The organism is Bacillus sp. FJAT-42315, from assembly GCF_002797375.1.
Taxonomy (GTDB): domain Bacteria; phylum Bacillota; class Bacilli; order Bacillales; family Domibacillaceae; genus Bacillus_CE.
Map to the genome: position 1 here is coordinate 3,145,156 of NZ_KZ454941.1, position 14,604 is coordinate 3,159,759.

Consider the following 14,604-nt stretch of genomic DNA (forward strand, 5'->3'; position numbering starts at 1 on the left):
CCTTACGAACTGTACCGTTACAGATTGCTTTTATTGTTATTGTACATGATCTCCTCTTTTCATACGATATAGTTACCCGGCCGGTTCATAGAAAAGGAGATTGAACAAATGACGACACATAAAAAAGCCTACATGGCGGCTCTCTTATATACTTTGATTATTGGTTTCTCGTTTATGTTTGTGAAAATCGCGCTAACAGAAGCGAGTCCGCTTGATACGTTAGCCCATCGATTCACCATTGCTTTCGTTTTCGCAACCATTCCGATTTTACTAAAGAAGGTCAAAATAAAAATAACGATGAAAAGTATCTTGCCAATTCTTCCGTTGGCACTGCTATATCCGACGCTATTTTTCACTTTTCAAGTGTTTGGCCTTGTGTACACGACTTCTTCTGAAGCAGGGATTATCCAATCGACCATTCCAATTTTCACATTGATTCTAGCTACTATTTTTCTAAAAGAACAGTCGAGCATTTGGCAAAAATTCTTCATCTTTTTATCCGTAGCTGGTGTCATCTATATTTTCACTATGAATGGTTTGAATGTAGAGGCTTACAGTTTTAAAGGAGCCATGCTCATTCTTTTATCTGCCTTATCCTCTTCCTGCTATAATGTATTAGCTAGAAAACTAACGAAGCGGTATTCTCTATTTACTTTGACTTATGTCATAACCTTCTTTGGATTTATTTCGTTTAACAGCATCGCCATCACGAACCATCTCATCGACAAATCTTTGACTCACTTTTTTTCACCTTTTTTAAGTCTTGAGTTCGTTGGTGCTGTCTTGTATTTAGGCGTTCTATCATCACTTTGCACATCTTTTTTATCTAATTATGCTTTGTCTAAAATCGAAGCATCGAAAATGAGTGTGTTTAGTAATTTAGCCACTTTAGTGACGATCCTAGCTGGTGTGATTTTCTTAAATGAAACGCTTCAATATTATCATCTTATTGGTGCGACAGTGATTCTTGTCGGAGTGATCGGTACTAATTTATTGGGGCAAAAACAGCCGAAAGCAAACTAGCCAAACACAAAAAACCGCCTAAAACAAAGGCGGTTTTTTTAGTGTTCATTCGACAAAACTCGGGGAGTGACAGGCACCTATCTACTTACACCCAGCCAAAGCCGCGCACGACTTGTGCCACGACAAATGTGACGACGATGGCGATCGCTGTTGGAATAGCGAAAGCAGCGAAGGTCCATTTTTTGCTTTTTGTTTCTTTATAAATGTTAATAAGTGTGGTACCGCATGGGAAATGAAGCAGTGAGAATAGCATCATGTTTAATGCTGTTAGCCACGTCCAATTGTGATCAAGAAAGATTTGTTTAATGGCATTCAAGTCTTCCACTTCTGTCATCGCACCTGTTGATAAGTAACCCATCATCAGGATCGGCAAGACAATTTCATTCGCTGGCATCCCTAAGATGAAAGCCATTAAGATAAAACCATCTAACCCTAATGTTTGAGCGAACGGGTCAAGGAAGTTCACGATGTACATTAACACACTCGTATCTCCGATGAAAATGTTGGCAGCGATCCACGTGAACACACCAGCAGGAGCCGCTACAACGACCGCTCTTTTTAACACGAACAAGGACTTATCCAGCGTGGCACGAATGACCGTATTCCAAAACTTCGGACGGCGATAAGGAGGTAGTTCTAACGTATAATGTGTCGGAACACCCTTCAAGGCTGTTTTTGATAACACCCACGAAACGACTAACGTAACAACAATGCCGAAAAGCACCATTCCCATCACGACACCAGCCGTCACGAGTGTACCCATCGTTCCGGAAAAACCGACCGCCATAAATAAGGAAGCTAGCAAGATTAACGTCGGCCAACGTCCATTACACGGAACAAAGTTATTCGTCAAAATCGCTAGCATTCGCTCACGTGGCGATTCAATAATTCTCGTCGACATGATCGCCGCTGCGTTACAGCCGAATCCCATCGCCATCGTTAACGACTGCTTTCCATGTGCACCGGCTCCTTTAAACAACCGATCCATATTAAAAGCCACACGCGGCAAATAACCGTAGTTTTCCAACAAGGCAAACATCGGGAAAAAGATCGCCATCGGCGGTAGCATGACACTGACGACCCAAGCTGTACCTCGATAAAATCCGAGCACAAGCACACCGTATAACCAATCTGGAGCATTCACCCATATGAAAAAGGTCGTTAAATATCCTTCAAACCAGTTGAACATATCTGCTAGCATCCCGGAAGGAACGTTCGCCCCAGCAATCGTAATATAAAACACGATACCTAACATCGCTAGCATAATCGGGAAGCCCCATATTTTCGAGGTGAAAATTTGATCAAGCTTCTCCGTTTGCTTCATTTTCTCTAGATCTTTATAAGCGACCGTTTGATTACAAATCTCTTTAGACGTTTTATACGTATTCGTGACAACTTCATCACGAATCCCTTCATTAGATAAGGATTGAGCTAACTGAAACAATTCATCATAGCTGTTGGCTGTTTGTCTCATAGGCGACGTCATATTGTGTCTCCCCCTTTTGCTGTCTACCTTTTTTGTCAAAATAAGCTTGGAAAAGAGATTGATCTCCGTCAAGAAGACGTAAAGCGAGCCAACGTGCTGGAATGTTTTGATCAAATATTTTTTCAATCGAAGGAATCAGGATCGCAATCTTGTCTTCTATTTCTTGTGAGTATTCCATGCGATAAGGAGCAGTGGTAATTTTACCATCCATCATCCGATCAACTGTATCTAGCAATTGATCGATCCCCACTTTATTACGAGCCGAAATCTTGATTACCGGAACACCAAGCCTCTTCATAAGCGCTCGATCATCGATGAAAATCCCTTTTTTCTTCGCTTCATCTATTAAATTAATACAGACGATCACTTTGTCAGTCATCTCTAATACTTGTAACGCTAAATTTAAGTTTCGTTCAATCGAAGTAGCATCCAATAAGACGATCGTTAAGTCTGGATGCTCCAAGACGATATAATCTCTTGCCACCTCTTCGTCAGCTGAGTTGGAAAAAAGTGAGTACGTCCCAGGCAAATCAATAATTGTATAATCCTTTCCTTTGAAGGAAAACTCTCCTTCTGCGTGCATCACTGTTTTTCCCGGCCAATTGCCTGTGTGCTGTTTCAACCCTGTCAGCTCATTGAACAACGTGCTCTTTCCGACATTCGGGTTACCTGCTAAAGCGATTCTATACTTCACTTCTAACCACCTCCCCATAAATTTTAGCGCTCTCTTCTTTTCGAAGCGCTATCGTCGTATGACTGACCCAAAAGGCGATCGGATCACCAAGTGGGCTCTTTTGCAATACTTTCACTTCAGCTGATGGTATAAATCCTAAATCTAGCAATCTTCTTCTCATCGTACCTGTTATATCGAGCTGAGTTATTTTAATTACGTCACCGATTTTCGCTTCATGTAGAGCAATCATCTGGCTCATCACCTTATACCCCCACCTTATAATTTGGACGACAATCACAAAGTTTCCTTTGTGCAATTTTTATATCTTTATCATATGCATCAATTTTTCATCTGTCAAACTTTTTCGAAAGAACCATGGGCAAAAATTTTCTCATTGCCATATATCAAACAATTCACTAATATGAATGGTAGAAAAGTAAATTATAGGGGGTTATATTGTGCAAAAAATAAGCGTCCCACCATATATTCATGAAATCAACGGAGAGATGTGGTTAGTAGAAGATGATCGCGACAATTTAAAAGTGAGCTATCGGTTAAAAGAAATTATCTATAACGAGCAATCACCGTATCAACATATTATGGTTGTTGATACATATGACTTTGGTAGAATGCTAGTATTAGATGGAGTCGTGCAATCGACTGAGCAGGATGGATATATTTATAATGAGATGATTACTCATGTGCCATTACATATTCACCTTCATCCGAAAAAAGTATTAATTATCGGTGGCGGAGATTGCGGTGCTGCCCGAGAAGTAATGAAATACAAACAAGTGGAACAACTCCATTTTTGTGAAATTGATGAATTAGTTGTCCAAGCGAGCAAGGAGCATTTGAAAGGCGTTTCAGCAGGACTTGAGGATGAACGCATTCATTATCTTTTCAAAGATGGCATTCAATATATGAAAGAACATAAAAATGAATTTGATGTTATTATTGTCGACTCCTCCGATCCTGTTGGACCAGCGGCGCAATTATTTGAATTTGATTTTTATGAAAATGTGTTTCACGCACTGAAAGAAGATGGCTTAATGGTGTGTCAAAGTGAATCGCCACTCTTTTATCGTGAGGTGATGGAAAACACGTATCACTCATTGCAGCAACTATTCCCGATTACGAAGCAGTATGTAGCTGTTGTGCCAACCTATCCAGGAGGACTATGGAGTTTCACTCTTGCCTCGAAGCAGTATGAGGCATTCATCACACCAGACTACGAACAAACAATGAAGTATTTTAATCAAGAGATTCTACAAGCAAGCTTTGCATTGCCATCTTTTATGAGAAAATAAAGAGCAGGCTACCCTCTTCATCGGGTAGCCTCTATTCGACAAAAAATGGGGAGTGACAGGCACCTCCCGCACGAGGAGCGAGGTACTTTGAACGTAAAGCTGATCTTTACAGGAGCTAGTTTGGCAGCCGTATTATTTATCGGAGCTTGCTTTGCTTTTACACAGAAATATGAAGTGGAGAATGCGGCTCCACCAACAAGTCCTCCTCCTAAACCTTCTATTATTAGTCCAACCAGTAACAAAATAGCGGACGTACCGTTAATTTTACAAAATCCGGAATTAAATCGAGGATGCGAAGTGACAAGTTTAGCGATGTTGTTACATTATTATGGACAAGAAGTCGACAAAATGGAGCTAGCAAACAAGATCGCTAAGGAGGCTTTTAAAGAAGGTAACTACAGAGGCAATATGCATCAAGGGTTTGTTGGTGATATGGAAACATTTGACCGAAGCGGCATAGGTGTATATGTAGAGCCAATTATCGCTTTGACGACACAGTATGTAGCTGAAGATCAGTTGATTGATTTAACGGGCAAAAACCCAGAAGATTTATATGGACAAATTAATCAAGGACGACCAGTTTGGGTCATTACGAATGCGGAGTATAAACAATTGACAGAGGATCAGTTTGAAACTTGGCAGACGGCTGAAGGTACAATGAAAGTGACATATCATCAGCACAGTGTCATCATCACTGGCTACGATGAACAATTTGTCTATATCAACGATCCTTTGAAAGAAGAAAAAAATATTCAAGTAAATCGGACAGACTTTGAACAAGCCTGGATTCAAATGGGACGACAAGCGATTACCATTGCGGAATAATAAAACATTCAGCACATACAAAAGCCGCCATCTACTGGCGGCTTCAGTTTGTAGACAAAAGGGGGTTCGGAATGCTCTCATTCCGAATCCCTTTTGAATTTTTATTAGATTTGAAGCCCATAGAGAGAAGAACAGACCTCTTCGAGACCGTTTCTTAGGCTGTTTCTGGACCTTGCCAAGTCCAGCTTGCCAGCTTCTTCAAATTCATGGAAGCGAAAGTAAGCATCGCTTGCATCGACAATTTTTTAAGTCCCCTTAACGTTGTCCAACGCATGCCATGCTTTTCTTTTGCATCTGCGAATACACGCTCAACGGTTTCTTTGCGTTTCGCATAGATTGGTTTAACCTCTTGGTGATGGCGCAGATGTTCCGCCTCTTCCACGTATTCTTGCCAAATATGACGTGTCACCACTTTTTGATGATCTTTACTGGCTGTACAGCGCTCTAAGAAAGGGCACGTCGCACAAATATGCTTGGGCGATTTATACTCACGATAGCCCTCTTTATTCGTGGTCGAATAGTTCAACACTTCACCTGCCGGGCAAAGATAACAATCAAAGTATTCATCGTACACATATTCATGCTTTCGGAAGAACCCTTCTTTCGTACGTGGGCGTGTGTAAGGTAAGGCAGGTGTGATGTCATTTTTCAATAAGTAACTTGTAATCGCTGGTGTTTTGTATGCGGCATCTGCGGCCACAGCTTCAGGCTTCCCTACTTTTTCAATCACTTTCTCTACCAATGGCTCTAACATCTGACTGTCGTGTGTATTTCCAGGCGTCACCATCGTGCCGAGTACAAAACCTTTGCGATCCGTAGCTGCGTGAAAGGAGTAGGCGAACTGTTTCGTACGTTCGTCTTTCACATAGTAGCCACTCTCTGGATCAGTCGTGCTTTCTTTGATTTCTTTGGATTCTTCTTTATCAAACTTGTCCGGTGGAAACGGCTTTTTTCCATGGTCTTCACGATCTTGATTAATCTCTTCTTGGAGGCGTTCTTGATACGCTCTTGTTTCTTTGCGAACCACTTTCTTTTCGAATTTGCGCTTATTCGCACTCGCCTTCACATGAGTAGAATCCACAAAAACGTGTTCGGCACTGATTAACTTCTTCTCCGCAGCTACCTTTAATATACGATAGAAAATTTGTTCAAACAGGTCGGTATCTTTAAAACGACGCTCATAATTTTTCCCGAACGTAGAGAAGTGTGGCACTTTATCATGAAAGCCGTAACCTAAGAACCAGCGATAAGCCATGTTCGTTTCCACTTCTTCAATTGTTTTACGCATCGAGCGAATCCCGAAGGTGTATTGAATGAATGTCAGCTTCACCAAAATCACTGGATCAATGCTCGGACGACCTACTTCTGAATACATATCCTTCACTAAGTCATAAATAAAAGAGAAATCAATCGCGGCCTCAATTTTACGAACTAAATGATTTTCCGGCACTAATTGATCGAGAGCGATCATTTCTATTTGATCTCGTTGAATAGGATTATGTTTCGAAAGCATGGTCCTCACCTCAAAATTTATATTACTTCCATTTTATATTAAAAAAGACTGTAGGCAAACTCCATAAAATCGAGTTTGTCTACAGTCTGAAGCCGCCATCTACTGGCGGCTTTCACTTTTTCATTATTCGACAAAATGCGAGGAGTGACAGGCACCTATTTAAACGCTTTTTGAAGAATATAGTACGATTGTTTTAGTCTTTCTTCGTAGATCGGTTGATTCCATGTGTCCCATGTGTATGTTTGCATTGTTGGGAGCTGGTTGTTTTTCATTTTCGGCAAGGAGTCTATGACTTGACCATTGTCTACCCAGATGAGGCCTGCTTGAATTCCATCGATTTTCTTGCTGGCGGTTAATCCTTGTTTATATAAGTCACCCACGACATCTCGCTGGCTCGGGTCTTTTACGTTTAACAATAGCCACGGAATTCTCACTTCGATCACGCCTTCTTTTTCATTCATATAATAATCGGCTAATGAATCATAATCCGCTGCATCTGGGTTACCATTGCCATGACGCAATTTCCCTGTCTCATAATCACTAAAAGGAATGACCTCTTCTGTACTCGGAATATACAACTCTTTATTTAACGCAAATTTTTGCGGATGAAAAATCCCACTATTTTCCGATGGAAGCGGCGGCTTCGGTGTTAACATGTTCAGATCTTCTCCATATTGATACGTGAAGAAATCATAATACGAATCAACTAGAATACGCGAATCCTTCTTTCCATTCAAGGTAATCATAAAGTCCACATCATCTTGGAACGATATATTTTTAATTGTCGTCGAACGATGATTCCCTTGATTCGCTAACGTATCCAACAAAATTACCGGATTTCCCTTTTGCATAGCCTCTTTATCAATTCGGAAATACAAGTAACGTTCATCATGATCAACATACAAGCCTTTTTCATTTGAGTATAACGGATTCGTCTCTTTCCAATCCTTTATTTGTCCGTCTACTTTGATCTTATGTCGGTCAAAGCTAAGGAGCCCAAATTGCTGCTCATTCGTTTGCGAATTGGACCAAAATGGTCGACGATCCGGATCGTCATAATCCATCGTATTCCATGTCCGCTTAAACCACTCATCCTGCCAAGTGAAAACAAGTCCCCCTAGCAAGCCCTCGTGCTTAATATCCTCATACATATCGACAACAACTTCGCCTTGTTCTTTTTCAGATAAGAACCCTTGTGTTCGCCCAAATGGATTGTCATGTGTTAACCCACGTGAAGCTGGAACACCAAATTCAGCAATTAAGATCGGCATCTTATGCACTTTGTGTAAATCCTTTAAATACGCAGCGTAGCTATTTTTCTCTCCTCGATGGTCGATATAATTTAAATATTTTTTTTCATAGTTAAAGAAGTCCGGATAATACGGGTATACGTGATAAGAAGCGAATTGGTTTGTTTTCTTCATATCGCCTTTTGCTTCAATCACATTAGGGTTGACACTCACTATATCTTCATCTTTATTTGGTTCAGATGGATGCGTTAATATATCGGTCGTCACCCAGTTCGTGAAACTAACAGGACGTACCCAGTTATATTTATCCTTCTCATAGGTCACTAATGTGTCCATTTGCTTTGCTAACCAGTGCTCAAACGGGCTTCCGTTCTTCGTTTGAAAATATGTTCCACTGTAATCACCAATCGTCGCATGCTTATTATTCGTACCCTTCACCATTTGTGGATACCACTCGATACCGATAATCCACCCAATTACGTAAGGGGAAATATCCGAATTATACAAACCAGAAGCATGACCTGGACGTGGCTTGATCACAGCATTTCCGTGAATAACATCGGTGATTCGCTTCATTTCTGCTTGAAATTCATCGGTATGTTTGTTTGCAAACGCATCGAGGGTATCGACTAGTGACTCCTCTTCAATCCATACCCCGTGAAAAACGTAAATTGGATCTTTATGTTCCTCATTGTATCGTTTTAATGCATGATAAAAACCAGGAGGATGTAACGTGTACACCCGAATAGAGTTGGCACCCATTTCTCCAATGTATGTGAACCAACGATAGTATTCTTCTTCCGTAATCGCCGCTTCCCCTGGGAACACGCTTGGTTTCCCCATACCAATATTGACGCCTTTAATCGGCAGCTTCTTCCACTCATCACCAACACGAACTTCAAATGAATCATTGACGACTCTTGATGTATAAGCGGTTTCTTTCTGCTTTTCAGGAGCTGGTTTTGGTTGAACATTTGTTTTTGCATGCTCACCTTGTTCTAACAGCACTTTCATCATTGGTACATACGTTTGCCAAAAAAATTGCTCATCTGTATTTTGACTAAAGGTTTTTTTGAGCCAATCATATCCTTTCAATTGATAAAATTGAGGAACTTGGCTTATATCATTGAAATCCCCAGCGAAATAATAACTAGACGTCTGTCCATGAGTGGTTTCGATCACACTCGCAAACTGAAGAGGAATATTACGATCTTTTAGCATCTTTTTACCTTCATCTGTCAGATCCCAATCATAATAGGCTAGTGCTTCTCCTCTTGCTTTCGGCGTCACAATATCAAACCAATATTGATAATTTGGACTTTTTTCCAAACCAAACTTCTTATTTCCTTGCTCAGTAAACTCCATATGAATCCCATTACCATTGAAATGTTTATTTGCTTCTAGAACAACTACTTCACCACTTAAATCGTCGATTAAAATATATCCTGCTCCAGAATAACCCCATTTTTCTCCAAAACGTTCAACAATCCATTGAGGAATTTCCATGTTCTTGTAGGGATCAAGCTCAGTAAAATAGCGACCAATCCACCCCGACCATTCTAATTGAAGATAGTCCTCCATGCTTTTTCGAACATCTTCCTTTGTTGGCGAAGCGAGGGAATTAAATTCAGCAACAAAAGTAACTGGTTTATCGGCATTTAACCGTTGTAAGATTTTCTGCCATTCCTCGCCCTCTAATCCACCATAGACGAGACTTGAACGTGCTCCCTCTCTCTCTTTTTCAACCCATGGTAAATCATCTTCGTAAACACCGTACGCATCTGCCAAATAAATGAAATCTGTCTCCGCAAAGGATTTAGGGAAAGGATGAGTACGGTACGATTGATCCTTTTCATTCGGCTCAAACCCGATATAATCAGAGGCCGCTTCAAAAGAATCACCTTCATCATTCACATACTTAAAATAATTTAACACCCAAGAGAGGCCGAGATGTTCTCGAAATGATTCATCAGGAACCGTCTTATCAATGACGGCCACCTCTAGTGGTTTTTGCTTTTCTAGAAACCAAAGACAAATAGGCATCACTAAAATAATCAACCCTACAAATACCGCTAGCATTACTTTCTTCATTTGAATGTTCCTTTCTCAGAAGATAAATATTATATATTTATTCTATATGAACATCCTTAAATTTTACATAAAATTCGACATTTAAAGATAAATAAAGACGAAGCTCCAATGATAGCTTCGCCTTTATTTATCTGATAGCTCCCTCCGTTCAAATTACTACACACTAATCATCCCCGTTGGCTTGTTCTCATCACGCTTCCAAAACCATTGAATCACGAGTAAAGCCACAAATAAGGTCAGCCCTGTCACATCAGATATTCTTTCAGGATAGATAAGCAATAATCCTGCAGTAATAGAAAGAACTCGTTCTCCCCATTGCAATTTCCGCATCCAAAAGCCGATCATGCCAGCTCCAATGGCAATCATTCCAGATAACGCGGTGAAAATGACCCAGACAAGTTGCAAAGGTGTTGTATCAATCATTAATAACTGTGGGGACAAGACAAACACGTACGGAATAATAAAGGCTGCAATCGCTAGTTTAGCCGATTGCATCCCTGTCCGGATCGGTTCTCCCCCTGACACTCCAGCGGCAGCAAAGGCAGCTAAAGCAACCGGTGGAGTAATATCTGCGATGATTCCAAAATAAAACACGAATAAGTGAGCAGATAAATCAGGTACACCTAGCAAAATAATCGCCGGTGCCGCAATCGTTGATGTAATGACATAATTTGCAGTAGTTGGCGAGCCCATTCCTAGAATAATCGAGGCAATCATCGTTAAAAACAACGTAGGCAACAACAGTCCACCAGCTAAATCTAATAGCCCGTTCGCTAACTTTAAGCCAAGGCCTGTTTTCGTTACAATCCCAACAATGATCCCCGCTGCGGCTGTTGCTGCAGCTACACCTAAAGCAGTTCGCGCTCCATCCACTAAAGCAAAAATGATACCCTTCCATCTCATCTTTGCCGCTCGATTAATAAAACCAACAACAATGGAAATAAGGATTGAGTACAGTGCAGCATAAGTGACGGTCACACCTGACATTAACAACACAATAACCGCAATGATTGGAAGCAGTAAATACAATTGTTTAAAAATTTCCTTTCGATTCGGCATTTGTTCTTTCATTAATCCTTTTAACCCAATCCGCTTCGCCTCAAAATGAGTCATAATCCAAATTCCAGTAAAATATAACACAGCCGGAATCACCGCTGCCTTAGCTATATCCCAATACGTTAAGCCGCCACCGATAAACTCAACCATTAAGAAAGCAGCCGCTCCCATAATTGGCGGCATTAATTGACCACCTGTCGAAGCGGCTGCCTCGACAGCTCCGGCAAACTCTTTTTTATAGCCAAGCTTTTTCATCATCGGAATCGTAAAAGAACCAGACGTCACCACATTAGCTACAGAACTACCGCTAATCGTTCCTTGCAAAGCACTGGAGAAAATCGCTACCTTAGCAGGTCCCCCCGTACTTCTTCCGGCAATCGCCACCGCCAAATCATTGAAGTATTGACCGACACCCGTTTTCACAAGGAAGGCTCCAAATAAAAGGAATAAAAAGATAAAGGTTGAAGAAACCGCTAATGGTGTCCCTAAAATCCCTTCCGTCGTAAAAAACATCGTTTGAATCAATCGCTCTGCGCTCAAGCCACGATGCGAGAGAAAGTCTGGCATATAAGAACCGAAATATCCATACGCTAAAAACAAGATCGCAATGATCGTAATCGGCAAACCGACCGCTCGCCGTGTCGCTTCTAGCACGAGTACGACAGCTAACAGCCCCGCATAAAAATCCATTTGTGTTAAAAGACCTGCCCGCATCACAATCTCATCAATATTCGCTGGCCAATAGGCTCCGACATACACACTCAAAATAGCTAACACGCTATCGTACCAAGCCACTTGAAACTTCCCTATGCTCCGCTTTTTTCGGTTGGCTGGGTATAATAGAAAAATTAATGCAAGAGCAAAACCTAAGTGAACAGATCGTTGAATTTGTGCGGTGAATACGCCGAAAATAGCTGTGTAAAGCTGGAATAATGAAAAGGCCAATAATCCAAAAAAGACAATATATCCAAAAATTCCAGTCAACTTCCTTGCCCCTGCTTCTAAATCATATTTCTCGAGTAGCTCCTGCTGCTTTTCTTTAGATAACGTTTCGAACGGCTCCTTACTCATCGATTTTCACTCCTTTCATCTGCTGCCAAAGACTGATTCGTTTCGGCTGAATCCGCACCCATGTACCTGGAGATAGATAGTCAGCTAGGCGATACATCTGTTTTTCATAATGGAGTTGATGATCTGCCTTGACCTGACCAATTCGTACATCAATAAAAGGAAAGGCTCGATTCATATTCTTGATGAAATATTTCCCATTATGTTTTATAAATATTTCTTCTCCTTCTGCATTAGAAGGCATGCCTATTGCAAAATTTTCATACTGCAATTCCGTCTGAACAATTTGTTCATCTTTCAATTGATACGTTTCCACCACATCAGTTAGATGAATAGAATGCGTGTATTGAATTTGAAAGGTTCTTGATGTTTGAATAGGAAGGTAAGCGAGCAATTGATTCGTGTTTTCAAATGAGAAGGCGATAACTGGCTGATAAGGAAAAAAGAAGAGAAAGCTATTGACTAGAAGAATAGAAAAAAAGAATAAAAGAATTTTACGAATCATTGACTTTCCTCTCTCTGATAGCAAAGATGATAGACCGAAAGCATTCAGCCTATCATCTTTGTTTTAACTTCGTTTATTTAGCTACCCCTTTTTCTGTGAAATATTTTTCAGCACCAGGATGTAGATTTAAATCTCCTAGGCCTTCTAATGCAGTGTCGGCTTTAATTAATTCACCTTTAGCATGCGTGATCTTATCTGTGTTATCGAAAATAGATTTCGTAATGTTATACACGCTATCTTCATCTAATGTATCACCGACAACAAGCATCGCCTTTACCGCCACAGTCGGTACATCTTCAGCAATTTTATACGTACCTTTTGGAACGGTATCTTCCGCGTAATATGGATATTTCTTAATTAATGCTTGAGCTTTGTCCTTTTCAATGGGAATGATTTTGACCTCTTTTTGAGCAGATAACGCTTCGACAGCCCCTGTTGGTGTACCAGCTGTAATAAAGGCTGCATCGATACTGCCACTTTGAATGCCATCTGTTGATTCATCGAAGGATAGATCCTGCTTTTTAATATCATCAAAAGATAAGCCATATAATTCTAAAATTTGTTGAGCATTTGGCGCAGTTCCTGATCCAGGTGCTCCAACAGAAACGGTTTTTCCTTTTAAATCACTGACCGATGCAATCCCGCTGTCTTTTGTCGTCACAATTTGGATCGTCTCTGGATAAAGCGTCCCAATCGCCTGAAAGTTTTCAACCTTTGCTCCTTCAAACATTTGCTGTCCTTTCACAGCATATGAAGCAATATCTGTTTGCGTAAATGCGATATCGACATCTCCATTTTTAATCGCTGTTAAATTCTCCGCAGATGCACCTGATGATTGGGCATTCGCTTCCATTCCCGTATTGTCAGAAATAATATTGGCCATTGAACCGCCAAGCGGGTAATAAGTGCCTCCTGTGCCACCGGTTGCAATACTAATGTTCTTGCTGCTACCTTCCTTCTCCGCTTCTCCACCTGTTTCTTTTTCCCCACTATTACACGCAGACACGACTAACATAAAAGCTAACATCATGACAAAAAGCAAACGGTTACGCCACTTTCGCAACACCAATTCCCCCTTCTCTCCATATTTGCACATAAATTACAACATTATCATAACATAAATTCCTGTCATATTGTCAAACTATTCTTAATATTCTATACATAAAGATATACATATAAAAGAAGACCTGATCATTTCTCAAAATGACCAGGTCTCCTTTTGTTTTAAAACGATAGTCCCATTCTTCAATTATCTATGAAAATGCTCGCCTTTCATTCCTTTAAACGGAACATGATCCACACCAAGCTCTGCTAGTTGTTCTTGTGCTTTTTCTACGAGTGCTTCAGCTTTCGCTTTCGTCTCATCATCTAAATTAGCAAACTTTCCACCGTGCTTGCCGCGCTCTGGTCTTTCGATTCCTAACTTCTCTAGCTCTTTATGTCCTTCTTCGTGAGTAAGCTCGCCCGATTTCACCTTGTCCATAATCGCTTCGGCTTTCGCTTTCGTCTCATCGTCAAGGTTTGCAAAAGCCGAACCTTTAGGACCCTTTTCCGGCATAGTTACACCAAGCTCTGCTAAGTCGGCTTTCAACTTGTTCATGATCGTCTCCACTTGTTTCTGAGTCTCACTATCAAGAGGAGCTTTAACACTTTTCGAGGATTCAACGGCTGACGGTTTCGTTGTTGCTGAATTGGTTGCAGCTAGAGCTGTCAGGCTCGCTCCACCAAGGATTCCGAAAGATAAAGCACCTGCGAGAACATAGTTTACTACTTTGTTTTTTTTCATGATCCATTCCTCCATTTG

Annotated in this window: 12 protein-coding genes; 3 read left to right on the plus strand and 9 right to left on the minus strand. The window is 40.8% G+C overall.

Annotated features, from left to right (window positions below; genetic code table 11):
- The first annotated feature begins 108 nt into the window (after positions 1-108).
- On the plus strand, positions 109-1,023 hold the full coding sequence (locus tag CEF22_RS15400; RefSeq protein WP_100403558.1) for a DMT family transporter: 915 nt from the start codon (positions 109-111) through the stop codon (positions 1,021-1,023).
- 85 nt (positions 1,024-1,108) lie between these two features.
- Here the strand turns inward: CEF22_RS15400 and CEF22_RS15405 are convergent, their stop codons facing one another.
- Genes CEF22_RS15405 through CEF22_RS15415 form a run of 3 tightly spaced genes read right to left on the minus strand, consistent with a single transcriptional unit; the run spans position 1,109 to position 3,441 of the window.
- Entirely contained in the window at positions 1,109-2,509 is a 1,401-nt protein-coding gene (locus CEF22_RS15405; protein WP_100403559.1) for a nucleoside recognition domain-containing protein, read from the minus strand.
- Positions 2,472-3,221, minus strand: a complete 750-nt coding sequence (locus CEF22_RS15410; protein WP_100403560.1) for a FeoB small GTPase domain-containing protein — start codon at positions 3,219-3,221, stop codon at positions 2,472-2,474. The genes CEF22_RS15405 and CEF22_RS15410 overlap by 38 nt, the downstream gene beginning before the upstream one ends.
- Positions 3,193-3,441 (minus strand): FeoA family protein, encoded by a 249-nt coding sequence (locus CEF22_RS15415; RefSeq protein WP_100403561.1) that lies wholly within the window; start codon positions 3,439-3,441, stop codon positions 3,193-3,195. Before CEF22_RS15415 ends, CEF22_RS15410 begins: the two co-directional genes overlap by 29 nt.
- A 247-nt stretch (positions 3,442-3,688) precedes the next feature.
- On the opposite strand from CEF22_RS15415, the gene speE reads away from it, so the two are divergent.
- Together speE and CEF22_RS15425 are read left to right on the plus strand one after the other, a co-directional pair.
- Complete coding sequence (gene speE / locus CEF22_RS15420; protein WP_100404039.1) at positions 3,689-4,492, plus strand: polyamine aminopropyltransferase; 804 nt, start codon at positions 3,689-3,691, stop codon at positions 4,490-4,492.
- Between the two features lie 87 nt (positions 4,493-4,579).
- Positions 4,580-5,317: a C39 family peptidase gene (locus tag CEF22_RS15425; RefSeq protein WP_232726140.1), complete on the plus strand. Its 738-nt coding sequence runs from the start codon at positions 4,580-4,582 to the stop codon at positions 5,315-5,317.
- Positions 5,318-5,471: 154 nt separating this feature from the next.
- Here the strand turns inward: CEF22_RS15425 and CEF22_RS15430 are convergent, their stop codons facing one another.
- The 6 genes from CEF22_RS15430 to CEF22_RS15455 all read right to left on the minus strand — a co-directional run bounded on the left by CEF22_RS15430 (position 5,472) and on the right by CEF22_RS15455 (position 14,586).
- Positions 5,472-6,830 (minus strand): IS1182 family transposase, encoded by a 1,359-nt coding sequence (locus CEF22_RS15430; RefSeq protein ID WP_100402120.1) that lies wholly within the window; start codon positions 6,828-6,830, stop codon positions 5,472-5,474.
- Positions 6,831-6,985: 155 nt separating this feature from the next.
- Complete coding sequence (locus tag CEF22_RS15435) at positions 6,986-10,171, minus strand: hypothetical protein (RefSeq protein ID WP_100403563.1); 3,186 nt, start codon at positions 10,169-10,171, stop codon at positions 6,986-6,988.
- 156 nt (positions 10,172-10,327) lie between these two features.
- Positions 10,328-12,298, minus strand: a complete 1,971-nt coding sequence (locus CEF22_RS15440; protein WP_100403564.1) for a TRAP transporter permease — start codon at positions 12,296-12,298, stop codon at positions 10,328-10,330.
- A complete protein-coding gene (locus tag CEF22_RS15445) occupies positions 12,291-12,800 on the minus strand; it encodes a DUF1850 domain-containing protein (RefSeq protein ID WP_100403565.1) in 510 nt (169 codons plus the stop codon). The genes CEF22_RS15440 and CEF22_RS15445 overlap by 8 nt, the downstream gene beginning before the upstream one ends.
- Positions 12,801-12,873: 73 nt before the next feature.
- Entirely contained in the window at positions 12,874-13,863 is a 990-nt protein-coding gene (locus CEF22_RS15450) for a TAXI family TRAP transporter solute-binding subunit (protein WP_232726141.1), read from the minus strand.
- A 186-nt stretch (positions 13,864-14,049) separates the two neighbouring features.
- Entirely contained in the window at positions 14,050-14,586 is a 537-nt protein-coding gene (locus tag CEF22_RS15455; RefSeq protein WP_100403566.1) for a hypothetical protein, read from the minus strand.
- Between the last annotated feature and the right edge of the window lie 18 nt (positions 14,587-14,604).

Coding starts and splice junctions, on each gene's coding strand:
- CEF22_RS15400 (WP_100403558.1), top strand. CDS start 109: ATGACGACACATAAAAAAGCCTACATGGCGGCTCTCTTATATACTTTG.
- CEF22_RS15405 (WP_100403559.1), bottom strand. CDS start 2,509: ATGACGTCGCCTATGAGACAAACAGCCAACAGCTATGATGAATTGTTT.
- CEF22_RS15410 (WP_100403560.1), bottom strand. CDS start 3,221: ATGGGGAGGTGGTTAGAAGTGAAGTATAGAATCGCTTTAGCAGGTAAC.
- CEF22_RS15415 (WP_100403561.1), bottom strand. CDS start 3,441: ATGAGCCAGATGATTGCTCTACATGAAGCGAAAATCGGTGACGTAATT.
- speE (WP_100404039.1), top strand. CDS start 3,689: ATGTGGTTAGTAGAAGATGATCGCGACAATTTAAAAGTGAGCTATCGG.
- CEF22_RS15430 (WP_100402120.1), bottom strand. CDS start 6,830: ATGCTTTCGAAACATAATCCTATTCAACGAGATCAAATAGAAATGATC.
- CEF22_RS15435 (WP_100403563.1), bottom strand. CDS start 10,171: ATGAAGAAAGTAATGCTAGCGGTATTTGTAGGGTTGATTATTTTAGTG.
- CEF22_RS15440 (WP_100403564.1), bottom strand. CDS start 12,298: ATGAGTAAGGAGCCGTTCGAAACGTTATCTAAAGAAAAGCAGCAGGAG.
- CEF22_RS15445 (WP_100403565.1), bottom strand. CDS start 12,800: ATGATTCGTAAAATTCTTTTATTCTTTTTTTCTATTCTTCTAGTCAAT.
- CEF22_RS15455 (WP_100403566.1), bottom strand. CDS start 14,586: ATGAAAAAAAACAAAGTAGTAAACTATGTTCTCGCAGGTGCTTTATCT.